This window comes from Halomonas ramblicola, from assembly GCF_030409215.1.
Lineage (GTDB): Bacteria > Pseudomonadota > Gammaproteobacteria > Pseudomonadales > Halomonadaceae > Halomonas > Halomonas ramblicola.
In genome coordinates, this window is sequence record NZ_JAUFPL010000032.1 from 242,123 (window position 1) to 265,037 (window position 22,915).

A 22,915-nucleotide genomic window follows, 5' to 3' on the forward strand; every position below is an offset into this window, starting at 1 on the left:
GGCGTCTCTCCTCAGTCGTCCTGCTTGCGGGGCCGCGGCCAGTCGGCCTTGGCGATCTGGCGTGACCGGGAGACCGCCAGGGCGTTGTCGGCCACGTCCTTGCTGATGGTGGAGCCGGCCCCCACGGTGGCCCCCTGGCCGATGCTCAGCGGCGCAACCAGGGCGGTGTTGGAGCCGATGAAGGCGTCGTCGCCGATCTCGGTGCGGTGCTTGTTGGCGCCGTCGTAGTTGCAGGTGATGGTGCCGGCGCCGACGTTGACGCCGCGCCCCAGGCGGGCATCGCCCACGTAGCTCAGGTGGTTGATCTTGCTGCCCTCGCCCACCTCGGCATTCTTGGTCTCGACGAAGTTGCCCACCTTGGCGCCCACCGCCAGACGCGACCCGGGGCGCAGCCGGGCGAAGGGTCCGATGGTGCTGCGCCCGGCGATCACAGCGCCCTCGATCACGCTGTGCGGCTCGACCCGCGTCTCGGCGCCGATATGGCTGTCGCGGATCACGCAGTGGGGGCCGATGCGCACCCCTTCGCCCAGTTCCACCTCGCCCTCGAAGACGCAGCCCACGTCGATCTCCACGTCGTGGCCGCAGATCAGGCGGCCGCGCACGTCGATCCTATCCGGATCGGCGAGCGCCACGCCCTCGGTCATCAGCCGCTCGGCGATGCCCCGCTGGTGGGCGCGCTCCAGGCGCGCCATCTGGGCCCGGTTGTTGACCCCTTCCACCTCGAGGGGGTCGGCGGGCTGGGCGGTGACGATGCTCACCCCCTCGGCGGCGGCCATGGCGATGACGTCGGTGAGGTAGTACTCGCCCTGGGCGTTGTCGGCGGAGAGTCGCGGCAGCCAGCGACGCAGCTGGGCGGCGGTCATGGCCATGATGCCGGTGTTGCATTCGCGCACCGCGAGCTCGGCCTCCGAGGCATCCTTCTGCTCGACGATGGCCACCGCCCGGCCCTCGGCGTCGCGCAGGATGCGCCCGTAGCCGCTGGGGTCCGCGAGGGTCACGGTCAACAGCCCCAGATGCTCCTCGTCGACCCTCTCCAGCAGTGCCTCCAGGGTCTCGCGGCGGATCAGCGGCACGTCACCGTAGAGCACCAGCACCCTGCCGTCGCCGAGCCCGTCGAGGGCCTGGGCCACGGCGTGGCCGGTGCCCTTCTGCTCGGCCTGCAGGGCGAAACGCACCCGGCAGTCGGCGAGCGCCTCGCGCACTTGCTCGACGCCGTGTCCCACCACCACATGGGTACGCTCGGCGGACAGCCCCGCGGCGTTATCGATCACGTGCCGCACCATCGGCTTGCCGGCCAGGCGGTGCAGCACCTTGGGCAGGGTCGAGCGCATCCGGGTGCCCTGCCCGGCCGCCAGTATCACCACGTCTAGCGTCATCTATGACTCCTGGTCCTGTCGTGGGTCGTCGGAGCGGTGCGTGCGCCCTCCCTGGATCTCCAGGCCGAGTTCCTCCACCAGCGAGTCGTCGAACAGCTCGACGAAGCCCGGGGTCACCCGGCTGCTCCAGCCATCGTCCTCGCGGACGATCATCAGCACCCGCAGGCCCTGCCGGCGGGCCAGGGTCATGCCTGCCTCCTCGCCCAGCACCGTCAGTGCCGTGGCCCAGGCGTCCGCCCAGGCGTTGGAGGGGTGGAAGACGCTCACCGAGGCCAGCCGATGGGTGATGGGCCGGCCGGTGCGCGGGTCCAGGGTATGGGAGAAGCGTCGACCGTCCTCCTCGAAGTAGTTGCGGTAGTCCCCGGAGGTGGCCACCGAGATGTCGTCGCGCAGCGGCACCACGTGCCGTGCCTCCTGGCGATCGTCCAGGGGGGCCTCGATGCCGATGCGCCAGGCCTCTCCCTCGCCGTCGCGATGGCCGCTGGCGATCAGGTCGCCCCCCAGGTTCACCAGGTAGTGCTCGATGCCTTCGGCATCCAGCAGGGCCGCCACCCGGTCCGTGGCGTGTCCCTTGGCCACGCCGCTCAGGTCGACCTGGACGTCGCGCAGGCGGCGGGCCTGCAGGCCGGCCTCGTCGAGCTCCAGGCTGTCCGGGCCGATCTCGGCCAGCCGCGCCGCCAGCTCGGCCTCCTCGGGGACCTCCCGGGGGCGCGCCTCGGGGCCGAAGCTCCACAGGTTGACCAGGCCGCCCAGGGTGACGTCGAAGGCGCCGTCGCTGGCCTCGGCCACCGCGCGGGCGATCGCCAGCACCTCCATCAGCTCGTCGGAGAGCGGCTGCCACTCGCCCACCGGCGCCCGGTTGAAGGCCGAGAGCTCGGAGTCGTCCCGGTAGGTGGACATGCTGGCGTCCACCGCCTCCAGCTCGGCGAGGATCCCCTCCTCCAGCGCCTGGGCCTCGCCCCGGGTGAGCGGGTCGGCGATGGTCACCTGGTAGAAGGTACCGTAGATGCCTCCCTCGAAGCGTACCGGAGAGTCCAGGGGGCGGTCACGCTCCGAACAGGCGGCGAGCAGCAGGGCCAGGACGATCAGGACGGGCAACGACAGCGGATGCGGCTTCACGATGGGGCTCCGGACGACGATGGGGCAAGCTTACCAGAATAGCCACAGCAGCCAGGCCCCCAGCAGCAGCCGGTAGACCACGAAGGGCTGCATACCGACACGCCGGATGAAGGCCAGGAAGTAGTGGATGCACAGGTAGGCGCTGATCCCGGAAAGCAGGGTGCCGACGCTCAGGGTGAACCACTCCACCCGGACCGCCTCGCGCAGCAGGCCGACGGTCTCCAGCCCGCCGGCCAGCACGATCACCGGGATCGACATCAGGAAGGAGAAGCGCGCCGCTCCCTCGCGGCTCATGCCCAGCAGCAGGGCCGCGGTGATGGTGATGCCGGAGCGCGAGGTACCGGGAATCAGCGCCAGGGCCTGGGCGGCGCCGATCAGCAGCGCATCCACGAGGCCCAGTTGGTATTCGCTGCGCTCCCCGCGATGGCGCCAGTCGGCATAGCCCAGCAGCAGCCCGAAGGCGATCAGCCCGAAGGCGATGATCAGCGGCGAGCGCATGCCCGCCTCGATGGTATCGTGCAGGGCCAGCCCCACCACGCAGACCGGTACGGTGGCCAGGATCACCCACCAGGCCAGGCGGGCATCCTGATCCACGCCGCGTCCCCCCAGGGACCCCAGCCAGCTCCCCGCCATGCACCACAGCTCCCGGCGGAAGTAGATCACAACCGCCGCCAGGCTGCCGAGGTGCAGGGCCACGTCGAAGGCCAGGCCCTGGTCCTCCCAGGCGGTGAGGACCGGCACCAGGATCAGGTGGGCGGAGCTGGAGATGGGCAGGAACTCGGTCAGTCCCTGGACGATGGAGAGTACGACGACCTGTAGCCAATCCATGCGGCATGCTTCCCGTCATGCAGAGGAGGAACCGCCCGTGGGCGGTGCGACGCGCAGAGCATACACATCCGGCGGGCCGCTGTCCGCCCCGCGGCGAGGCGCGCTCATAGGCTGGAGAGGATCGCCGTGGCGATGCTGAAGTAGATCAGCACCCCCGAGGCGTCGATCAGGGTGGTCACCAGCGGCGCCGAGGCAGTGGCCGGATCCCAGCCCAGGCGGTCGAGCAGGAACGGCAGGCACATGCCCAGCAGGCTGCCGAACAGCACGATGGTCACCATGCTCAAGGCGACGATCATGGCCACCGCCTCGCCACCACGCAGCACCCCGATGGGCGCTACCGCCAAGGCCATGGTCAGCCCCAGGGAACCGGCCACCAGCAGCTCGCGGCCCAGCAGCTTGCCCCAGTCCTTGACTCCCACGTCCCCGGTGGCCATGCCGCGCACCATCAGGGTGGCGGCCTGGGCCCCGGCGTTGCCGCCGCTGCCGATCAGCAGCGGCAGGAAGAACACCAGCGCCACCTGGGCGGCGATGGTCTCCTCGAAGTAGGCGATGCCGGCCCCCGAGAAGAGGTTGCCGAACACCAGCAGCACCAGCCAGGTCACCCGCTTGCGATACAGGCTCCACAGCGGCACCCGGCTCACCCCGTCCTCCAGGGCGCCGATCGACATCCCCTTGTGGATATCCTCGGTGGCCTCGGACTCGGCCACGTCCATGGCGTCGTCGTGGGTGACGATGCCCACCAGCCGCTCGTCGGCGTCCACCACCGGCAACGCCAGCAGGTCGTAGCGGGCCACCACCCGGGCCACCTCCTCCTGGGCCTCGTCGACGGGAATGCGGATGACGTCCTTGATCATCAGGTCGTCGATACGCGCCCCGGGACGCGCCACCATCAGCTGGCGCAGCGACAGGGTGCCGGCCAGCCGGCCGTCCGGGTCGACGATATAGAGCTGGTAGACGGTTTCGGCGTCCGGGGCGGTCTGGCGCACCCGCATCAGCGCCTGGGAGACGGTCATGCCGCTGGGGATGGCCACGTAGTCCGCGGTCATGATGGCCCCCGCGGTGCCCTCCTCGTAGCTGGCCAGGCGCATGAGCTCCTCGCGCTCCTGGCGCGCCATGCGCCGCAGCAGCGCCTCGCGGCGATCCTCGCCGAGCAGGTTGAAGAGGTCGGCGCGCTCGTCGGAGCCCATCTCCTCGATCAACGACAGCAGGGCCTCGTCGGACATCGCCTCAGCCACGGCCAGCTGGGCCTCGCCGGGCAGGTAGCCGAGCACGTTGGCGCGCCGCTCGAGCGGCAGGCAGTCGAGCAGCGACAGGGCCAGGGGCAGGTCGTCGTCGTCCTCGAGGAGCTCCTCGATGATCTCGCCGAGGTCCGCGGAACGCAGCTCGGGCAACCGGGCATCGAGTCGTTCGCGCGCCCCTTCCGCCAGCGCCTCGACCAGCGCCGCCTTGTGTTCCTGCAGGGCCTCGTTGAGTGGCATGGCATCCTCCTGACGCCGGCCGGCGCGGGTTGAGCTCAATCGTCGGGGGTGACCGGCCGCATGATAGCAGAGACGCGAACGCCCCCCGGCCCGGTCTTGCGACCGGGCCGGGGGGCGCCTTTCACGCCGGCGTCGGGATCACCCCTTGCCGAGCTTCTTGCGCAGTTGCTGAACCGTGCGCAGCTGGGCGGTGGCCTCGGCGAGCTCCGCCGCGGCGCGGGTGTAGTCCAGCTCCGCGGACTTGTCGCTCAACGCCTTGAGCGCATGCTGGCGAGCCTCCTCGGCCGCCGCCTCGTCCAGGTCATGGGCGCGGACGGCGGCGTCGGCCAGGATCGTCACCACGTCGGGCTGCACCTCGAGGAAGCCGCCGGAGACGTAGTAGTGCTCCTCCTCGCCGCCGTCGTGGATGACCCGCACCGGCCCCGGCTTGAGCTCGGTGAGCAGCGGGGCATGGCCGGGCAGGATGCCCAGCTCGCCCATGCGGCCGGTCGCGACCACCCGCTCGATCTCGCCCGAGAAGATGCCCTCCTCGGCGCTGACGATCTCGCACTTGAAGCTGTTCGCCATAGCGAAGTCCTCCTGGTGGGGCGCCGATTACTTCGACTGGTTGGCTTTCTCGACCGCTTCGTCGATGGTACCCACCATGTAGAAGGCCTGCTCGGGCAGCTCGTCGTACTCGCCGTCGAGGATGCCCTGGAAGCCGCGGATGGTCTCCTTGAGCGGCACGTACTTGCCGGGCGCCCCGGTGAAGACCTCGGCGACGAAGAACGGCTGCGACAGGAAGCGCTGGATCTTGCGCGCCCGGGCCACGGTCAGCTTGTCCTCGTCGGACAGCTCGTCCATGCCCAGGATGGCGATGATGTCCTTGAGCTCCTTGTAGCGCTGCAGCACGCCCTGCACGCCGCGGGCGGTGTTGTAGTGCTCGTCGCCCACCACCAGCGGGTCGAGCTGGCGCGAGGTGGAGTCCAGCGGGTCGATGGCCGGGTAGATGCCCAGCTCGGCGATGGAGCGCGCCAGTACCACGGTGGCGTCCAGGTGCGAGAAGGTGGTGGCCGGGGACGGGTCGGTCAGGTCGTCCGCGGGCACGTAGACCGCCTGCACGGAGGTGATGGAGCCGGTCTTGGTGGAGGTGATGCGCTCCTGCAGGACGCCCATCTCCTCGGCCAGGGTCGGCTGGTAACCCACCGCCGACGGCATGCGGCCCAGCAGCGCCGACACCTCGGTACCCGCCAGAGTGTAGCGGTAGATGTTGTCGACGAACAGCAGCACGTCGCGGCCCTCGTCGCGGAACTTCTCGGCGATGGTCAGGCCGGTCAGGCCCACGCGCAGGCGGTTGCCGGGCGGCTCGTTCATCTGGCCGTAGACCAGCGACACCTTGTCGAGGACGTTGGACTCCTGCATCTCGTGGTAGAAGTCGTTGCCCTCGCGGGTCCGCTCGCCGACGCCGGCGAACACCGAGTAGCCGCTGTGCTCGGTGGCGATGTTGCGGATCAACTCCATCATGTTGACGGTCTTGCCCACGCCGGCGCCGCCGAACAGGCCGACCTTGCCGCCCTTGGCGAACGGGCAGACCAGGTCGATGACCTTGATGCCGGTCTCCAGCAGTTCGTCGGACACCGCCTGCTCCGCATAGGTCGGTGCCTTGCGGTGGATGGGCATGCGCTCGGCCTCGCCGATCTCGCCGGCCTCGTCGATGGGCTCGCCGAGCACGTTCATGATGCGCCCCAGGGTCTCCTTGCCCACCGGCACGGAGATGGCGGCCCCGGTGTTGGTGGCCTCCATGCTGCGCTTCAGGCCCTCGGTGGAGCCCATGGCGATGGTGCGTACCACGCCGTCGCCCAGCTGCTGCTGGACCTCGAGCACGGTCTCGGTGTTCGAGACCTTCAGCGCGTCGTAGACCTTGGGCACGTCGTCCCGCGGAAACTCTACGTCAATCACCGCGCCGATGATTTGTACGATACGTCCGCTCATCTTGCGATCCTCTCAAAGTACCTGCAAATGAAACCTGCATGCCTGGCCCTGTGCGGGTAGCGTCCCGGGCAGAGCCAAGGAGGGCCTCGCCCTCCTGGCGCTATACGGCGGCGGCGCCCCCGACGATCTCCGAGATCTCCTGGGTGATGGCGGCCTGGCGGGCCTTGTTGTAGACCAGCTCCAGGTCGTCGATGAGGCCGCCGGCATTGTCGGTGGCGTTCTTCATGGCCAGCATCCGCGCGGCCTGCTCGCAGGCCCCGTTCTCGACCACCGCCTGGTACACCTGCGCCTCGATGAAACGAACCAGCAGGCTGTCCAGCAACGCCTTGGCATCCGGCTCATACAGGTAGTCCCAGCTACCGGGACCCTTGTGCTCTTCGTGGTGCGCATCACCGTTGCCCATGTCCGGGGACACGGGCAGGAGCTGTCTGACCACCGGCTTCTGGGTCATGGTGTTGACGAACTCGTTGTACACCACGAACAGCCGGTCCAGGCTCCCTTCGTTGTACGCATCCAGCATGACCTTGACGCTACCGATCAGGTTTTCCATCTCGGGCGACTCGCCCAGCCCGCTCTTGGCGGCGACCAGGTTGCCCCCGTAGTTGCGGAAGAACCCCCCGGCCTTGGAGCCCAGCGCGCAGAAGTCCAGCTCGGCGCCCTGCTCGCGCCACGCCCTGGCGTCCTTCGCCACGGCCTTGAACAGGTTGACGTTCAGGCCGCCGCACAGGCCGCGGTCGGTGGACACCACGATGTAGCCGACCCGCTCGGCGTCGCGCTCGACCATCCACGGATGGCGATACTCGGGGTTGGCATCGGCGACATGCGCGACCACGTTGCGGATCTGACGCGCATAGGGCTGGCTGGCCTTCATCAGGTCCTGGGCCCTGCGCATCTTCGACGCCGCCACCATTTCCATGGCGCTGGTGATCTTCTGCGTGTTCTTGATGCTCCCGATCTGGGTGCGTATCTCTTTTGCAGCTGCCATAGCGATCTACTCCGTTCGTGGCCCTCAGAAAGCTCCTGGTCCGCCCCCGACAGGGGCGGACCCGGGGATTACCAGCTCTGAGTGGCCTTGAACTTCTCGAGACCCTCCTGCAGGCCCTGCTGGATCTCGTCGTTGTAGTCGCCGGACTGGTTGATCTTGTCGAGCAGTTCGGCGTACTCGGCCTTCATGAAGTCGTGCAGGGCACGCTCGAAGTCCAGCACCTTGCTCACCTCGACGTCGTCCAGATGGCCCTCGTTGGCAGCGAACAGCGACAGCGCCATCTCGGCCACGGACATCGGCGAGTACTGGTGCTGCTTCATCAACTCGGTGACGCGCTGACCATGCTCCAGCTGCTTGCGGGTGGCCTCGTCCAGGTCGGAGGCGAACTGCGAGAAGGCCGCCAGCTCGCGGTACTGGGCCAGCGCCAGGCGCACGCCGCCGCCGAGCTTCTTGATGATCTTGGTCTGGGCCGAGCCGCCCACACGGGACACCGACAGGCCGGCGTTGATGGCCGGACGGATGCCCGAGTTGAACAGGTCGGTCTCGAGGAAGATCTGGCCGTCGGTGATGGAGATCACGTTGGTCGGCACGAAGGCGGAGACGTCGCCGCCCTGGGTCTCGATGATCGGCAGCGCGGTCAGCGAGCCGGTCTTGCCCTTGACCTCGCCGTCGGTGAACTTCTCGACGTAGTCGGCGTTGACCCGCGCGGCACGCTCGAGCAGGCGAGAGTGCAGGTAGAAGACGTCACCCGGATAGGCCTCGCGGCCCGGCGGACGGCGCAGCAGCAGGGAGACCTGGCGGTAGGCCACGGCCTGCTTGGACAGGTCATCGTAGATGATCAGGGCATCCTCGCCGCGGTCGCGGAAGTACTCGCCCATGGTGCAGCCGGCATAGGGCGCCAGGAACTGCATCGGCGCCGGGTCGGCGGCGCCGGCGGCGACCACGATGGTGTGCTCCATGGCGCCGTGCTCTTCGAGCTTGCGTACCACGCTGGCGATGGTCGACTGCTTCTGGGCGATGGCCACGTAGATGCAGGTGACGCCCTTGTCCTTCTGGTTGATGATGGTGTCGATGGCGATGGCCGACTTGCCGATCTGGCGATCGCCGATGATCAGCTCACGCTGACCGCGGCCGATCGGCACCATGGCATCGATGGACTTGAAGCCGGTCTGGATCGGCTGATCCACCGACTGGCGGGTGATGACGCCCGGCGCGACCTTCTCGACCGCATCGGTCAGCTTGGTGTCGAGGTCCCCCTTGCCGTCGATGGGGTTGCCCAGGGCATCCACCACGCGACCGCACAGCTCGGGGCCCACCGGCACCTCGAGGATGCGGCCGGTGCACTGGGCGGTCATGCCCTCTTCGAGCTGCAGGTAGTCGCCCAGCACCACGGCGCCCACGGAGTCGCGCTCGAGGTTGAGCACCATGCCGTAGATGCCGCCGGGGAATTCGATCATCTCACCGAACATCGCCTCTTCCAGGCCGTGAATCTTCACGATGCCGTCGGAGACGCTGACGATGGTGCCCTGGTTGCGGGCTTCGGATGCGACGTCAAGCTTCTCGATACGCTGCTTGATGATGTCGCTGATCTCGGAAGGATTCAGTTGCTGCATGCCATGTCCCTCAGACTCAGGCGGTTAGGGCTTCGGAGAGGCGTGCCAGTCGACCGCGCACCGACCCGTCGATGACGGTATCGCCGGCACGCAGGATGACCCCGCCGAGAAGCTCGGCATCCACCTGAGTGGTAATGGAGATTTCGCGATTCAGGCGCTTCTTGAGCGCGCGGGCGAGCTTGTCCTGCTGGGCCTTGGTGAGCTTGTAGGCCGACACCACGGTGACGTCGACCCGCTTCTCGTACTCGGCGCGCAGCGTCTCGAACTGTGCGTCGATGGCGACCAACGCCGACAGGCGCCCCTTCTCCCCCAGGGTGTCGAGGAAGCGGCGCGCCGCCTCATCGAGCTCGACCTCCGCCAGCTCGGTGACCAGGGCCACCTTGCGCTCGGCGTCGAGCCTGGGGCTGGAGAGGAGCTTGAGCGCCTCACGGCTCGATACCACCATGGCCAGCTTGCCCAGCCACTCGGACCAGCTGTCCAGCGTCTGGTGATCGCGTGCGTACTCGAACGCCGCCTTGGCGTAGGGCCTGGCGACGGTAGACAGTTCCGCCATGGATCACCTCCTCACAGTTCGGCGGCAAGCTCGTCGAGCAGCTTGCGATGGGCCTTCTCGTCGACGGAGGCTTCCAGGACACGCTCGGCGCCGGTGACCGCCAGGCGCGACACCTGGGCGCGCAGATCGTCCTTGGCGCGGTTGATTTCCTGCTCGATCTCGTCACGAGCCGAGGCGACGATACGCTCGCCCTCGGCGCGGGCCTGCTCGCGGGCCTCCTCGACCATCTGCGTGGAGCGCTTGTGGGCCTGCTCGAGGATCTGGGAGGCCTGCTCCTTGCTCTCGCGCAGCGTCTGCTCGGCCTGCTCCTGGGCGAGCTCCAGGTCACGCGAGGCACGGCTGGCCGCATCCAGGCCATCAGCAATCTTCTTCTGGCGCTCGTGGAGCGCGTTGCTGATCGGCGGCCACACGTACTTTATGCAGAACCAGACGAAGATCGCGAAGGCGATCGTCTGTCCGATCAGCGTCATGTTGATATTCACGGGGCGGTACCTCTGACAGGTTCGTGGCGACCGGAAACAAGCAAACCGAGCGCGGAGCGCTCGGTGCTGTCGTTCCTCAACCGGCGACGACGAAGATCAGGTACATCGCGATGCCCACGCCGATCATCGGCACGGCGTCCAGCAGGCCGGCCATCAGGAAGGTCTTGGTCTGCAGCTGGTCGCCCAGCTCCGGCTGGCGGGCGGTGGACTCGAGCAGCTTGCCGCCCAGGATGGCGAAGCCGATGCCGGTACCCAGAGCGCCCAGGCCGATCATGAGGGCAGCAGCGATATAGACGAGTTCCATGGTTAGTGCTCCTAGTGAGTTTCGAGTTTTGGGTTAAGGGTTAGGGGGTGAGAGAAAAGGGGTTTCGACGTTGCTGACTTCAGTGGTGCTCGTGCGCCTGGCTGAGGTAGACGACCGACAGCACCGTGAAGATGAAGGCCTGCAGGGTGATGACCAGGATGTGGAAGATGGCCCAGGGCACGTCCAGCAACCAGATGGCCCAGAACGGCAGCAGGGCGATCAGGATGAAGATCACCTCGCCGGCGAACATGTTGCCGAACAGACGCAGGCCCAGGCTGAGTGGCTTCACCAGCAGGCCGATGATCTCCATGACCAGGTTGAAGGGGATCAGCGACCAGTGGTTGAACGGCGTCAGGGAGAGCTCCCTGGCGAAGCCGCCCACGCCCTTGACCTTGCAGCTGTAGTAGATGATCAGGAAGAACACGCCGATCGCCATGCCCAGGGTGGCGTTGGGATCGGTGGTGGGCACCAGCTTCATGTACTCGATGCCCATGCGGGCGAACAGCTCGGGGGCATAGTCCACCGGAACCAGCTTGAGCAGGTTCATCAGGAAGATCCAGACGAACAGGGTCAGGGCCAGGGGAGCGATGAGCGGGTTCTTGCCGTGGAAGGCACCGCGCACGGTGAGCTCGACGAACTCGATGATCATCTCCACGGCGTTCTGCAGCGCCCCGGGCACCCCGGTGGTGGCCAGCTTGCCGGCCTTGCGGAACAGCCAGATGAACAGCACGCCCATGGCGATGGACCAGCCCATGGTGTCCAGGTGGATGGCCCAGAAGCCCATCTCCCGGGCCTCCTCGGCGCCATGCGCCAGCGACCAGCCGTTCTCCGGGTGGTAGCCGAAAGTCAGGTTCTGGAGGTGGTGCTGTATGTAACCCGCTGCCGTTACGTCACTGCCTGCTGCCATGCGAAGTTCACCTCGGTTCGGGGGTCGACCCGTCACGCCACAGCCAGGTCGCCAGCCAGGGCATGAGTTGAGCCGCCACGTATGCGCTGAAGAATGAAATCGGGTTTGAGGGGGGCACGGCGACGAAGATCATCGCCAGCAGTGCCACCGTCAAACCGAACTTCCCCGCTTCCGCGCGGTACAGGTTCATGACGAACCGCCGCGCCTGCCTGCCGCCCCGCGCCTGGCCGGTGCGCCAGGCGAAGAAGGCCTGGGGCACCAGGCAGGTCACCCCGCCGGCCAGGGCGGACAACGCTCCCTCGCGGCCCGCCAGGCCGGTGGCCAGCAGCAGCACCGCCGCCACGGCCAGGACCTGGAGCCGCAACAGACGCCAGCCGAGCGGGCGTCCTCTGGCGGCAGGCTTCGTCGACATCACGCCCTCCGTATCGGTCGGCTGGACCTGCCGGGGGCGCAGGAAAAACCACCGCGGATTATAGGGAACCCCCTCGGGGGCTTCAACTAAAGCAACACCGTTTCGCCAGCTTATCGGCGCATTTTTCGACCAAAGATGCAAGGATTGTCGACAAGCGTCGCCGTCGGCAGGGATCACCACTAGCGAATGTGCTCCAGGATCCCGTCCAGCTCGTCGAGGCTGGAGTAGCGGATGGTCACCCGGCCCTTGCCGCCGCGACCGTGCTGGATCCGCACCGGGGCCCCCAACAGCTCGCCGAGGCGGGTCTCCAGACGCGCCACGTCGGGGCTGGACGCCGGCTTCTCGGCCTTCTCCGGCGCCCCGGCCGTGAGCCGCTTGACCAGCGCCTCGGTGTCGCGGACGGTGAGGTCGCGGTTGACCACCTCGTGGGCGGCCTTGCGCTGCTTGGCCCCGGAGAGCGCCAGCAGCGCCCGGGCGTGGCCCATGTCCAGGTCGCCGCGCTCCAGCAGGGTCTGCACCTCCGGGTCCAGGGCCAGCAGGCGCAACAGGTTGGCCACCTGGGCGCGGGACTTGCCCACGGTGTCGGCCACCTGCTGCTGGGTCAGCTCGAACTCGTCGATCAGCCGCTTGAGGGCCAGGGCCTCCTCCACCGGATTGAGGTTCTCGCGCTGGATGTTCTCGATCAGCGCCAGGGCCAGGGCCACCTCGTCGCTGACGTCGCGCACCACCGCCGGGATGACGTCCAGCTCGGCCAGTTGGGCGGCACGCCAGCGCCGCTCGCCGGCGATGATCTCGTAGCGCTCCTCGCCCACGGGACGCACCACGATGGGCTGCATCACGCCCTGGGCGCGGATCGAGTCGGCCAGCTCCTCCAGGGCCTCGGGCTGGATATCGCGGCGCGGCTGGTACTTGCCGCGGGTGAGCTGGCCCAGCGGCAGGCGCTCGAGGCGATCACCCGACTCGGGCGCGGTCGCCGGGGCCGCCTCGTCGGCGTCGACGCCCAGGTCCGGCAGGTCCAGGCTCTCACGGCGCCGGGCACCGGCGCCGATCAGCGCATCCAGTCCACGTCCCAGGGCGGGTTTACGCGTCATCGAGATTCCCTCATCACAGCGGTTAAAGCGACAGCCGGCGGATCAACTCCTTGGCCAGCACCCGGTGGGCCTGGCTGCCCCGCGAGAAGCGCGCGTACTTGGTCACCGGCAGGCCGTGGCTCGGCGCCTCGGCCACCCGCACGTTGCGCGGGATGGTGGCCTTGAGCAGGGTGTCGCCGAAGTAGTCGCGCAACTGCTTGGTGACGTCGCGGGTCAGGCTGTTGCGACTGTCGAACATGGTGCGCAGGATGCCATAGATCTCCAGCGACGGGTTCACGCTGTCCTTGATCTGCTCCACGGTGTCGAGCAGCGCCGAGAGCCCCTCCAGGGAATAGAACTCGCACTGCAGCGGGATCAGCACCCCGTGGGCGGCGGTCAGGCCGTTGACGGTGAGCATGTTGAGCGACGGCGGACAGTCGATCAGCACCACGTCGTACTCCCCGGCCACGTCGCCCAGGGAGCGGTCCAGGCAGCGTTCGCGACCGGCCTTGCGATCCAGCAGCGCCACCTCGGCGGCGGTGAGGTCGCCGTTGCCCGGCAGCAGGGCATAGCCCGCCGCGGGGCAGTCGAGGATCACCTCGGCGGCACCGCGATCGCCGAGCAGCACCTCCAGTACGCTGCCATCCAGTTCGTGCTTGTCGACGCCGCTACCCATGGTGGCATGACCCTGGGGGTCGAGGTCGACCAGCAGCACGCGGCGATCCAGGGCCGCCAGGCTGGCGGCGAGGTTCACCGCGGTGGTGGTCTTGCCGACGCCACCCTTCTGGTTGGTCAAGGCGATGATCTTGGTCACGGGCAACTCCCTTGCTGGGAAACGCGAATTATCATGGGGTCCGTCCGGCGCCCCGGCGCTCGAGTACCACCAGCCGCCGACTGCCGACCTCGAAGGGGACCTCGAGGTCGTAGCGGGCCACCGGCACGACCTCCTCGGGCAGGTCGGCCAGCTCCTCCTCCACGGCGGGCCCCTTCATGGCCAACCACTGCCCCTCGGGGGCGACCAGCGGCCGGGTCAGGGCGACGAAGTCGCCGAGGCCGGCAAAGGCCCGGGAGATCACCTGGTCGAAGCGGCCCGCGAAGGCCTCGACCCTCGCCTGCACCGGGGTGACGTTGTCGAGCCCCAATTCCATCACCGCCTGCCGCTGGAAGCGTACCTTCTTGCCGTTGCTGTCGAGCAGGGTCACCGCCAACTCGGGTGCCAGGATCGCCAGCACCAGCCCCGGAAACCCCGGGCCCGCGCCGACGTCGAGCAGCCGCGGACCGGCGACGTGGGGCAGCACGGCGGCGCTGTCCAGCAGGTGGCGGGCCACCATCTCCTCGGGCGCACGTATCGCGGTGAGGTTATAGGCGCGGTTCCACTTCTGCAACAGCCCCACCAGTTCCAGCAGGCGGCGGCGCTGCTCGGCGTCGATGGCGATGCCCAGCCGCGCGAGCCCCTGGTCGAGCCGCGCCCCGACCCCATCGGACGGCACCGTCACGCGCTGGCCGCCTGCTGGTCATCGAGCAGGCGACGCTTCTTGAGGTGGATCAACAGGATCGACACGGCGGCCGGCGTGACCCCGGAGATGCGTGCGGCCTGGGCCAGGGTCGCCGGCCGAGCCTCGGCTAGCTTCTGGCGGATCTCGTGGGAGAGCCCCTCGACCCGCGCATAGTCCAGATCGGTCGGCAGCGGCGTGGCCTCGTGGCGCTTGAGCTTGTCGATCTCGTCCTGCTGGCGGTCGATGTAGCCTTGGTACTTGGCCTGGATCTGCACCTGTTCGGCCACCGCCGGATCCGCCACCGGCTCGCCGACCAGGCCGGCCACGTCGGCGTAGGAGAGCTCGGGGCGCTTGAGCAGATCCAGCAGGCGGTACTCCCGGGCGGGCGCCTTGCCGGTCTTCGCCGCCACCACCTGGGCGGCGTCGCTGCCGGGCTGCACCCAACTGGTCTCGAGGCGGGCGTTCTCGCGTTCGATCGCCTCCCGCTTGGCGCTGAACGCCGCCCAGCGGGCGTCGTCCACCAGGCCCAGCTCGCGTCCGGCCTCGGTGAGGCGCAGGTCGGCGTTGTCCTCGCGCAGCAGCAGGCGGTACTCGGCCCGCGAGGTGAACATCCGATAGGGCTCCCGGGTGCCCAGGGTGATCAGGTCGTCCACCAGTACGCCCAGGTAGGCCTCATCGCGGCGCGGCCACCAGGCCTCGAGTCCCCGGGCGCGTCGGGCGGCGTTGAGGCCGGCGAGCAGGCCCTGGGCGCCGGCCTCCTCGTAGCCGGTGGTGCCGTTGATCTGCCCGGCGAAGAACAGGTTGTGGATGAACTTCGTCTCCAGGGAGTGCCTGAGGTCCCGGGGATCGAAGAAGTCGTACTCGATGGCGTAGCCCGGCCGGGTGATATGGGCGTTCTCCAGGCCGGCGATGGAGCGTACCACCTCGATCTGGACGTCGAAGGGCAGCGAGGTGGAGATGCCGTTGGGGTAGAGCTCATGGGTGTCCAGACCCTCCGGCTCGATGAACACCTGGTGGCTCGCCTTGTCGGCGAAGCGGTGCACCTTGTCCTCGATCGACGGGCAGTAGCGCGGTCCGACCCCCTCGATCGTCCCGGAGTACATGGGCGAGCGGTCGAGGTTGGCGAAGATGATCTCGTGGGTGCGCGCATTGGTGTGGGCGATATGGCAGCTCACCTGGTGCGGATGCCGCTCACGATCGCCCAGGAAGGACATCACCGGTGTCGGGGTATCGCCCGGCTGCTCCTCGAGCTTGGCGAAGTCGAGGCTCCTGGCATCCAGCCGCGGCGGCGTCCCGGTCTTCAACCGGTCGACCCGGAACGGCAGGGCGCGCAGCCGCTCGGCCAGGGCGTTGGAGGGCGGGTCGCCGGCACGGCCGCCGCGGCTGCGGTCGAGGCCGATATGGATGACCCCGCCGAGGAAGGTGCCGGTGCACAGCACCACGCTCTCGGCGTGGAAGCGGATACCGGTCTCGGTGACCACGCCGCGCACGGTGTCGCCGTCGACGATCAGGTCGCCGGCGGCCTGCTGGAAGAGCGTCAGGTTGGGCTGGTTCTCCAGCAGGCCGCGGATCGCCGCCTTGTAGCGGACCCGGTCGGCCTGGGCCCGGGTCGCGCGTACCGCGGGGCCCTTGCGGGCGTTGAGGACACGGAACTGGATACCGCCGAGGTCGGTGGCCCTGGCCATGGCACCGCCCAGGGCATCGATCTCCTTGACCAGGTGGCTCTTGCCGATCCCGCCGATGGCGGGATTGCAGGACATCTGGCCGAGGGTCTCGATGTTGTGGGTCAGCAGCAGGGTCTGACAGCCCATGCGGGCGGAGGCCAGGGCGGCTTCGGTTCCCGCGTGGCCACCGCCGATGACGATGACGTCGAAGCGGTCGGGGTAATCCAAGGTGCACCTCGATGGCGCCGTGGCGCCTGTCTTGCGGTCAAGGGGGATGAAATCAGCCCGCCAGTATAAACCCCCTGTGGGTAATCGTCAGGGTTTTCCACACCGGGATCGCCATCTTCGCGCCTCTCCATCTCCTATCAATAAAAAACAGAGTATTAGAATAGAAGTTCTGTTGTGGTAGTAATTACTGGTGTGGACAAAACCCGGGGATAAGTGGAAAAGTCTCTTTCCTATCAACAGGATCCGCTGTTAACCAAAACCGGGACAAGGGGCTGACGACCTGCGGACGAGGTGTCGCGAACCTGTGGACGGAACCGCGACTTGCCCACAGCCCCGGGACTGCACCGCTTTTCCACCGCCGGCTACCGGGCTTGTGCCCGTGACTGTGAACAACCCTCGCGATACGTCGCCAGGCCCCTGACCATGGGCCTCGGACGGCGAATGGGGAGTCCGAGGCGAATTTTCTGTCCACAGGCAGAAAAAGGGCCCTGTCGATAACGACAGGGCCCGTCCATGCGCGGCGACGCACGGCGATTCAGTGCTGGAGCACCCGCGACAGGAAGCTGCGAGTCCGCTCGTCGGCGGGAGCGTCGAAGATCGTCTCCGGTGGCGCCTCCTCGGCGATCTCACCCTTGTGGACGTAGATCACCCGGTCGGCCACCTCGCGGGCGAAGCCCATCTCGTGGGAGACGATGATCATGGTCATGCCCTCCCTGGCCAGCTCGCGCATGGCGTCGAGCACCTCGCCGATCATCTCCGGATCCAGCGCCGAGGTGGGCTCGTCGAAGAGCATCAGGCGTGGCTCCATGGCCAGCGCCCGGGCCAGGGCCACACGCTGCTGCTGGCCGCCGGAGAGCTGGGTCGGTGACTTGGCGGCCTGGTCGGCGATGCCGACGCGCTCGAGCAGCCGCTCGGCGATCTCGACGGCGTCCTCGCGGCTCCAGCCGCGTACCTTCATGGGCGCCAGGATGACGTTGTCCAGCACGCTCAGGTGGGGAAAGAGGTTGAACTGCTGGAACACCATGCCCACCTCGGTGCGGATCTTCTGCAGCGCCTTGCCGCTCTTGCCATGGGGCAGCAGCTCGTTGCCGTCCACCACGATATGGCCGTCCTGAAACTCCTCCAGGCCGTTGATGCAACGGATCAGCGTCGACTTGCCCGAGCCGCTGGCGCCGATGATCACCACCACCTCGCCGGGATTGACCTCCAGGTCGATGTCCTTGAGGACGTGCAGGCTGCCGAAGTGCTTGTTGACCTTCTCCATGTTCACGATGGGCTCGTTGCCGCCCGGCGACTGTTCTGAGTTCATGTCGCGCTCCCTTATTGTCCGACCAGGCCGCGGCGCTCGAGCTGGCTGAGCAGCAGCGACAGGGTCCAGGTGATCGCCAGGTAGAGCAGGGCCACCATCAGGTAGACCTCCATGGCGGTGAAGGTGGTGGCGATGTAGATCTGGCCCTGGCGGACCAGCTCGCCGACCCCGATCACCGAGAACAGCGAGGTGTCCTTGATGCTGATGATGGCCTGGTTGCCCAGCGGCGGGATCATGCGCCGGAAGGCCTGGGGCCAGATCACGTAGCGGAACGCCTGGACGCGGGACAGGCCCAGCGACAGTGAGGCCTCGCGCTGGCCGCGCTCGATGGACTGCACGCCGCCGCGCACCACCTCCGAGATGTAGGCGCCGGAGTTGACGGCGATGGCGGCGATGCCGGCGGTCAGGGCGTTGATGGGGCCGCCGAGGATCTGCGGCAGGCCGTAGAAGATGAACAGCACCTGCACCAGGATGGGGGTGCCGCGGAACACCTCGATGTAGACGGAAGCGGGCAGGCGCAGCCAGCTCACGGGGCCGATGCGCATCAGGCCGAAGATGATGCCGATTACGAAGCCGATGGCCAGGCCGCCGAAGGAGATCAGCAGCGTCCAGGGGATGCCCGGCAGTAAGTGGGGAATGGAACTGAAGGCGGCCGCCCAGTCGAATTGAAAGGTCACATCCACGAGAAGGTCTCCGGGAGCGTTGAACGACGCGGGGCCGGGAGGTCATGCCACCCGGCCCCGCGGACTCGCGCGTCGCCGTCGGGGCGACGAGTGTCGGGAGGGTACCGTCTCAGTCGTCGCTGGGTGCCTCGCCGAACCACTTCTCGTAGATCTCGTCGTAGGTGCCGTCCTCGCGCATCTCGGCCAGCGCCTGGTTGACCGGCTCGACCCACTCGCTGCCTTGGTGGAAGACGATGCCGTACTGCTGGCCCTCGTAGAGTGGACCCACCACCTTGGTGCGCCCTTCGCCACGGGTCTGGGCGAAGTAGGAGACGTTGGGGGCGTCGTAGAAGGCGGCGTCGACGTTGCGACCGAGCAGCGCCATGTACATGTCCGAGGTGCCCGGATAGGGGGTGATCTCGGTATCCTCGCCGAAGGTTTCCTGGAGGAAGTCGTAGCTGGTGGAGCCGATCTTGGTGGCGATGGTCATGCCCTCGAGGTCCTCGAGGGTCTCGACCTCGTCGTTGTCGGCGCGCACCATGATGCGCAGGCCGGAATCGTAGTAGGGGTCGGAGTAGTCGACGATCTCGGCGCGTTCCTCGGTGATGGTGATCCCGGCGATGGCGATCTCCTGGCTACCGGTCTGGACGGCCGGGATGATGCCGTTGAACTCCATGGTGGTGAGGTTGACCTCGAAGCCCGCCCGCTCGGCGATCTCGTTGATCATGTCCATGTCGAAACCGATCATCTCGCCGGTATCGGCATCCATCATCTCGAAGGGCACGAAGCTGGGGTCGGTGACCACGTTGACGGTGGGCTCCTGGGCGCCGGCCGTGGCGGCCGCGCCGAGGCCCAGCGCCAGGGTGGCGGCCAGGGCGGATTGCTTCAGCAGGGGTGAAGCCAGAGTTGAGCGTTTCATGGGACTCCCCGTTCTTGGGACTTATCTGATGGGACTCGCCATTTTAACCTTGGCGAGAATCCCCCAGAGCGTCAAGTTGGGCAATCTCACGATCCGCGTCGCCACGGACGTGGCGTCATACCATGAAGGAGGCCCCGCAGCCGCAGGTAGTGGTGGCGTTGGGATTCTGGACCAGGAAGCGGGCGCCGGCCAGGCCCTCCTCGTAGTCCACGGTGGAGCCGACCAGGTACTGGTAGGAGAGCGGGTCGATCACCAGGCCCACCCCGCCGAATTCCACCAGGGTGTCGTCCTCGGCGATCTCCTCGGCGAAGTCGAAGCCGTACTGGAAGCCCGAGCAGCCGCCTCCGGTCACGTAGACGCGCAGCTTCAGCGCCGGGTTGCCCTCCTCCGCGATCAGCGCCTCGAGGCGGGCACGCGCACCGTCCGACAATAGCAGGGGCGTGGGGACGAAGGATTCAGCTCCGCTCATGGATGACTCCAGGGGGAAGGAAGTGTGACCCACCATTATCCCCAATCCCCAGCAAATTGGTCAACTTTGTGAAGCCCTCTCTTCGACCTGTCGCCGGCATCCCTCGCTGTAGGCAACTGCGAAAGGGGATCAGGGCATCAGCGCCGGGGCGGCGAGGCCGGCGGTCTCGTCGAAGCCGAACATCAGGTTGAGGTTGTGTACGGCCTGGCCGGAGGCGCCCTTGACCAGGTTGTCGATCACCGACAGCACCACCAGGGTGTCGCCGTCGCCGGGGCGGTGTACGGCGAGGCGGCAGAGGTTGGCGCCCTTGACGCTGCGGGTCTCCGGGTGGCTGCCCGGCGGCATGACGTCGACGAAGGGCTCGCCCGCGAAGCGCTTCTCGAACAGCGCCTGGAGGTCGCCGGCCTCGCCGGTGAGCTGGCCGTAGAGGGTGGCGTGGATACCGCGGATCATCGGCGTCAGGTGCGGCACGAAGGTCAGGCCCACCGGACGGCCGGCGGCGTCGCCCAGGCCCTGGCGAATCTCCGGCAGGTGGCGATGGCCGCTGGCGCCGTAGGCCTTCATGGACTCGCTGGCTTCGGCCAGCAGCGAGGGCACCTTGGCACCGCGTCCGGCGCCGGTAACGCCGGACTTGCAGTCGGCCACGATCCGGTCGGCATCGATCAGTCCGGCCTCGAGCAGCGGCAGCAGGCCCAGCTGCACGGCGGTGGGATAGCAACCCGGCACGGCGATCAGGCGTGCCCGGCGGATGCGCTCGCGGTTGACCTCGGGCAGGCCATAGACGGCCTCGTCGAGCAGCTCGGGGGCACCGTGCGGCTGGCCGTACCAGGCGGCCCACTCCTCGGCGTCGCGCAGGCGGAAGTCCGCGGAGAGGTCGATGACCCGGGTGCCGCGCTCGAGCAGTTCGCCGGCCAGGGCGTGGGCCACGCCATGGGGGGTGGCGAAGAACACCGCGTCGCAGCCGCCCAGGCGCTCGGCGTCGGGCTCGCTGAACGCCAGGCCGTCGTAGTGGCCACGCAGGTTGGGATAGAGCTCGGCGACGCCCAGGCCGGCCTCGGAGCGGGAGGTGATGGCCTCCACCTCCACCTCGGGATGCTGGGCCAGTAGCCTGAGCAGTTCGACGCCGGTGTAGCCGGTGCCGCCGACGATTCCGACCTTGATCACTTGAGACTCCTTGGTTGTCGGGGACGGGAAGGTGCCGGGCTGTCATCGCCCTGGGGGAATATGATACACAGGAAGCGGACCGGAAGGGTCGTTCGTCAGTCGTACAGGAAACCGCGACGTGCCGCGTTTGCCACGCCTCGATGCCGGTCATGGACTGGAGCGCTTTCGTCAACAGCTTGCCAACGTGGATGCCCTGCCGCAACTCTGCGTCCTGGGCGTCGTCGCCGGGCTGTTGACCGGGGCCCTGATGGTGCTGTTCCGCAGCCTGCTGGAGCTGGGCGGGCTGTGGCTCTTCCCGGGCGGCAGCCCCGAGGCTTTCGAGGCCCTGCCCCCCCAATGGCGCAGCCTGATGCCCCTGCTGGCGGCGGTGCTGATCGGGATATGGATGTGGCGCATGCCGGCGGCCGGCCGCCAGATCGGGGTCATGCACGTCATCGACCGCCTCACCTACCATCAGGGGCGCTTTCCGCTGCGCAACTGGCTGACCCAGTGGTGGGTGGGGCTGGTCTCGGTGGTGGGCGGGCTCTCCGCCGGTCGCGAGGGGCCGGCGATTCACCTGGGGGCGGCGGCCTCAAGCGGCCTGGGACAGCGCCTGCGCCTGCCCCACAACAGCCTGCGGGTGCTGGTGGCCTGCGGCACCGCGGCGGGCATCGCGGCCTCCTTCAACACGCCGGTGGCCGGCGTGATCTTCGCCATGGAAGTGGTGATGATGGAGTACACCATCGTCGGCTTCATGCCGGTGATCCTGGCCTCGACCATGGGGGCGGTGGTGGCCCAGCTGGTCTATGGGTCCCATCCCGCCATCGGCGTGCCCGATCTACACCTCGCCTCGCTGCTCGACCTGCCCTGGATCATCGCCAGCGCCCTGGCGATCGGCCTGCTGGCCGGCCTCTTCGTCAGGGTGTCGCGCCAGGGGCCGCGGCTCGAGAAGCTACCCATGGCGTTGCGCTTCCTGATGGCGGGCGGCGCCGTGGCCGCCGTGGCCTGGTGGTACCCCGAGGTACAGGGCATGGGCTACGACACCCTGCAGGCCACCCTGAGCGGCTCGGTGGCGGTGGACGTGCTGCTCGCCGTGGCCATCGGCAAGCTGTTGCTGACCGCCGGCACCGTGGCCTGCGGCATTCCGGTGAGCATCATCGGCCCGGTGCTGGTGATCGGCGGCGCCGCGGGGACCCTGTGTGGACTGGCCGGCCAGTGGCTGCTGCCCATCGAGGCGTCGGACCCGGCCCTCTATGCCATGCTGGGCATGGCGGCGATGATGGGAGCGGTGCTGCAGGCGCCGCTGGCGGCACTGATGGCGCTGCTCGAACTGACCCACAACCCCAACATCATCCTGCCGGGGATGCTGGCCGTGGTGGTCTCCTGCCTGACCGCCCGCCAGCTGTGTGGCTGCAGGGGCTTCTTCATCAGCCTCACTCGCCAGGGGCTGCACCCGTTGCAGCAGCCGCTGATGCAGGCCCTCTCCCGCGTCTCGGTACCGGCGGTCATGGAGCGTCGCCTGGTGCGTACCCCGCGCATGGTCAGCCACCGGCGCGCCCGAGCCCTGCTGGAGCCCGAGCCGGTGTGGATCCTCATCGAGCGTTCCAGCGACGACAAGCCGATGCTGGCCCTCAAGGCAGCCGACCTGGCGCGCTGGTTGACCGAGCATCCCGCCCCCGGGGACAGGGCCCTGGAGGGGATGAAGAAGGGCGAGGAGGCCCCGGTGGATCTGATGGAGATTCCCGGGGTGCGCCTGGAGCTCGCCCCCATCGGCCTGCAGGCGACGCTCTCGGAGGCCTTCGGCAAGCTCAACGACTCCATGCTGGACGCCCTCTACGTGGAGCATGGCCATCGCCCGAAGCAGAAACGGATTTCGGGTATCATCACCCGCGGCGCCATCGAGCGGTTCTACCGCGTCGGTGACTAG

Annotated in this window: 23 protein-coding genes; 1 reads left to right on the plus strand and 22 read right to left on the minus strand. The window is 68.1% G+C overall.

Annotated elements, in window-relative coordinates; genetic code table 11:
* Positions 1 to 11: 11 nt before the first annotated feature.
* The 22 genes from glmU to argC all read right to left on the minus strand — a co-directional run bounded on the left by glmU (position 12) and on the right by argC (position 21,009).
* Positions 12 to 1,376 carry a bifunctional UDP-N-acetylglucosamine diphosphorylase/glucosamine-1-phosphate N-acetyltransferase GlmU gene (glmU, locus tag QWY80_RS15175; RefSeq protein ID WP_290233190.1) on the minus strand — a complete coding sequence of 455 codons (1,365 nt, stop codon included), beginning with the start codon at positions 1,374 to 1,376 and terminating at the stop codon, positions 12 to 14.
* Positions 1,377 to 2,498 (minus strand): FAD:protein FMN transferase, encoded by a 1,122-nt coding sequence (locus QWY80_RS15180; RefSeq protein WP_435389378.1) that lies wholly within the window; start codon positions 2,496 to 2,498, stop codon positions 1,377 to 1,379.
* A 27-nt stretch (positions 2,499 to 2,525) separates the two neighbouring features.
* Complete coding sequence (locus QWY80_RS15185) at positions 2,526 to 3,323, minus strand: undecaprenyl-diphosphate phosphatase (RefSeq protein ID WP_290233196.1); 798 nt, start codon at positions 3,321 to 3,323, stop codon at positions 2,526 to 2,528.
* Between the two features lie 104 nt (positions 3,324 to 3,427).
* A complete protein-coding gene (mgtE, locus tag QWY80_RS15190; protein WP_290233199.1) occupies positions 3,428 to 4,801 on the minus strand; it encodes a magnesium transporter in 1,374 nt (457 codons plus the stop codon).
* 138 nt (positions 4,802 to 4,939) lie between these two features.
* A complete protein-coding gene (locus QWY80_RS15195; RefSeq protein ID WP_290233202.1) occupies positions 4,940 to 5,368 on the minus strand; it encodes a F0F1 ATP synthase subunit epsilon in 429 nt (142 codons plus the stop codon).
* 27 nt (positions 5,369 to 5,395) lie between these two features.
* Positions 5,396 to 6,772, minus strand: a complete 1,377-nt coding sequence (gene atpD / locus QWY80_RS15200) for a F0F1 ATP synthase subunit beta (RefSeq protein ID WP_290233205.1) — start codon at positions 6,770 to 6,772, stop codon at positions 5,396 to 5,398.
* A 100-nt stretch (positions 6,773 to 6,872) separates the two neighbouring features.
* Positions 6,873 to 7,757, minus strand: a complete 885-nt coding sequence (atpG, locus tag QWY80_RS15205; protein WP_290233207.1) for a F0F1 ATP synthase subunit gamma — start codon at positions 7,755 to 7,757, stop codon at positions 6,873 to 6,875.
* A gap of 68 nt (positions 7,758 to 7,825) precedes the next feature.
* A complete protein-coding gene (gene atpA, locus QWY80_RS15210; protein ID WP_290233208.1) occupies positions 7,826 to 9,370 on the minus strand; it encodes a F0F1 ATP synthase subunit alpha in 1,545 nt (514 codons plus the stop codon).
* 16 nt (positions 9,371 to 9,386) lie between these two features.
* Positions 9,387 to 9,923, minus strand: a complete 537-nt coding sequence (locus tag QWY80_RS15215; RefSeq protein ID WP_290233212.1) for a F0F1 ATP synthase subunit delta — start codon at positions 9,921 to 9,923, stop codon at positions 9,387 to 9,389.
* A gap of 11 nt (positions 9,924 to 9,934) precedes the next feature.
* Entirely contained in the window at positions 9,935 to 10,405 is a 471-nt protein-coding gene (locus QWY80_RS15220) for a F0F1 ATP synthase subunit B (protein WP_290233216.1), read from the minus strand.
* A gap of 76 nt (positions 10,406 to 10,481) precedes the next feature.
* The gene (gene atpE, locus QWY80_RS15225; RefSeq protein WP_290233219.1) at positions 10,482 to 10,709 is read right to left on the minus strand and encodes a F0F1 ATP synthase subunit C; all 228 of its coding nucleotides are present in this window, start codon (positions 10,707 to 10,709) and stop codon (positions 10,482 to 10,484) included.
* Positions 10,710 to 10,788: 79 nt separating this feature from the next.
* A complete protein-coding gene (gene atpB / locus QWY80_RS15230) occupies positions 10,789 to 11,616 on the minus strand; it encodes a F0F1 ATP synthase subunit A (protein WP_290233222.1) in 828 nt (275 codons plus the stop codon).
* A gap of 7 nt (positions 11,617 to 11,623) precedes the next feature.
* Entirely contained in the window at positions 11,624 to 12,028 is a 405-nt protein-coding gene (locus QWY80_RS15235) for an ATP synthase subunit I (RefSeq protein ID WP_290233225.1), read from the minus strand.
* Positions 12,029 to 12,207: 179 nt separating this feature from the next.
* Positions 12,208 to 13,119: a ParB/RepB/Spo0J family partition protein gene (locus QWY80_RS15240; RefSeq protein ID WP_290233228.1), complete on the minus strand. Its 912-nt coding sequence runs from the start codon at positions 13,117 to 13,119 to the stop codon at positions 12,208 to 12,210.
* A 22-nt stretch (positions 13,120 to 13,141) separates the two neighbouring features.
* On the minus strand, positions 13,142 to 13,912 hold the full coding sequence (locus QWY80_RS15245) for a ParA family protein (RefSeq protein WP_290233230.1): 771 nt from the start codon (positions 13,910 to 13,912) through the stop codon (positions 13,142 to 13,144).
* A gap of 31 nt (positions 13,913 to 13,943) precedes the next feature.
* Positions 13,944 to 14,594 carry a 16S rRNA (guanine(527)-N(7))-methyltransferase RsmG gene (rsmG, locus tag QWY80_RS15250; protein ID WP_290233233.1) on the minus strand — a complete coding sequence of 217 codons (651 nt, stop codon included), beginning with the start codon at positions 14,592 to 14,594 and terminating at the stop codon, positions 13,944 to 13,946.
* Positions 14,591 to 16,486: a tRNA uridine-5-carboxymethylaminomethyl(34) synthesis enzyme MnmG gene (gene mnmG / locus QWY80_RS15255; RefSeq protein WP_290233234.1), complete on the minus strand. Its 1,896-nt coding sequence runs from the start codon at positions 16,484 to 16,486 to the stop codon at positions 14,591 to 14,593. Before mnmG ends, rsmG begins: the two co-directional genes overlap by 4 nt.
* Positions 16,487 to 17,021: 535 nt before the next feature.
* Entirely contained in the window at positions 17,022 to 17,795 is a 774-nt protein-coding gene (locus tag QWY80_RS15260) for an amino acid ABC transporter ATP-binding protein (protein ID WP_290233236.1), read from the minus strand.
* An 11-nt stretch (positions 17,796 to 17,806) separates the two neighbouring features.
* A complete protein-coding gene (locus QWY80_RS15265) occupies positions 17,807 to 18,478 on the minus strand; it encodes an amino acid ABC transporter permease (protein ID WP_290233239.1) in 672 nt (223 codons plus the stop codon).
* A gap of 109 nt (positions 18,479 to 18,587) precedes the next feature.
* Entirely contained in the window at positions 18,588 to 19,376 is a 789-nt protein-coding gene (locus QWY80_RS15270) for a transporter substrate-binding domain-containing protein (RefSeq protein ID WP_290233241.1), read from the minus strand.
* 115 nt (positions 19,377 to 19,491) lie between these two features.
* Positions 19,492 to 19,845 (minus strand): iron-sulfur cluster insertion protein ErpA, encoded by a 354-nt coding sequence (erpA, locus tag QWY80_RS15275; protein WP_290233242.1) that lies wholly within the window; start codon positions 19,843 to 19,845, stop codon positions 19,492 to 19,494.
* A 129-nt stretch (positions 19,846 to 19,974) separates the two neighbouring features.
* Entirely contained in the window at positions 19,975 to 21,009 is a 1,035-nt protein-coding gene (gene argC, locus QWY80_RS15280; RefSeq protein ID WP_290233244.1) for an N-acetyl-gamma-glutamyl-phosphate reductase, read from the minus strand.
* A gap of 118 nt (positions 21,010 to 21,127) precedes the next feature.
* On the opposite strand from argC, the gene QWY80_RS15285 reads away from it, so the two are divergent.
* Complete coding sequence (locus QWY80_RS15285; RefSeq protein WP_290233246.1) at positions 21,128 to 22,915, plus strand: chloride channel protein; 1,788 nt, start codon at positions 21,128 to 21,130, stop codon at positions 22,913 to 22,915.

Coding starts and splice junctions, on each gene's coding strand:
- glmU (WP_290233190.1), bottom strand. CDS start 1,376: ATGACGCTAGACGTGGTGATACTGGCGGCCGGGCAGGGCACCCGGATG.
- QWY80_RS15185 (WP_290233196.1), bottom strand. CDS start 3,323: ATGGATTGGCTACAGGTCGTCGTACTCTCCATCGTCCAGGGACTGACC.
- mgtE (WP_290233199.1), bottom strand. CDS start 4,801: ATGCCACTCAACGAGGCCCTGCAGGAACACAAGGCGGCGCTGGTCGAG.
- QWY80_RS15195 (WP_290233202.1), bottom strand. CDS start 5,368: ATGGCGAACAGCTTCAAGTGCGAGATCGTCAGCGCCGAGGAGGGCATC.
- atpD (WP_290233205.1), bottom strand. CDS start 6,772: ATGAGCGGACGTATCGTACAAATCATCGGCGCGGTGATTGACGTAGAG.
- atpG (WP_290233207.1), bottom strand. CDS start 7,757: ATGGCAGCTGCAAAAGAGATACGCACCCAGATCGGGAGCATCAAGAAC.
- atpA (WP_290233208.1), bottom strand. CDS start 9,370: ATGCAGCAACTGAATCCTTCCGAGATCAGCGACATCATCAAGCAGCGT.
- QWY80_RS15215 (WP_290233212.1), bottom strand. CDS start 9,923: ATGGCGGAACTGTCTACCGTCGCCAGGCCCTACGCCAAGGCGGCGTTC.
- atpE (WP_290233219.1), bottom strand. CDS start 10,709: ATGGAACTCGTCTATATCGCTGCTGCCCTCATGATCGGCCTGGGCGCT.
- atpB (WP_290233222.1), bottom strand. CDS start 11,616: ATGGCAGCAGGCAGTGACGTAACGGCAGCGGGTTACATACAGCACCAC.
- QWY80_RS15235 (WP_290233225.1), bottom strand. CDS start 12,028: ATGTCGACGAAGCCTGCCGCCAGAGGACGCCCGCTCGGCTGGCGTCTG.
- QWY80_RS15240 (WP_290233228.1), bottom strand. CDS start 13,119: ATGACGCGTAAACCCGCCCTGGGACGTGGACTGGATGCGCTGATCGGC.
- QWY80_RS15260 (WP_290233236.1), bottom strand. CDS start 17,795: ATGAACTCAGAACAGTCGCCGGGCGGCAACGAGCCCATCGTGAACATG.
- QWY80_RS15270 (WP_290233241.1), bottom strand. CDS start 19,376: ATGAAACGCTCAACTCTGGCTTCACCCCTGCTGAAGCAATCCGCCCTG.
- erpA (WP_290233242.1), bottom strand. CDS start 19,845: ATGAGCGGAGCTGAATCCTTCGTCCCCACGCCCCTGCTATTGTCGGAC.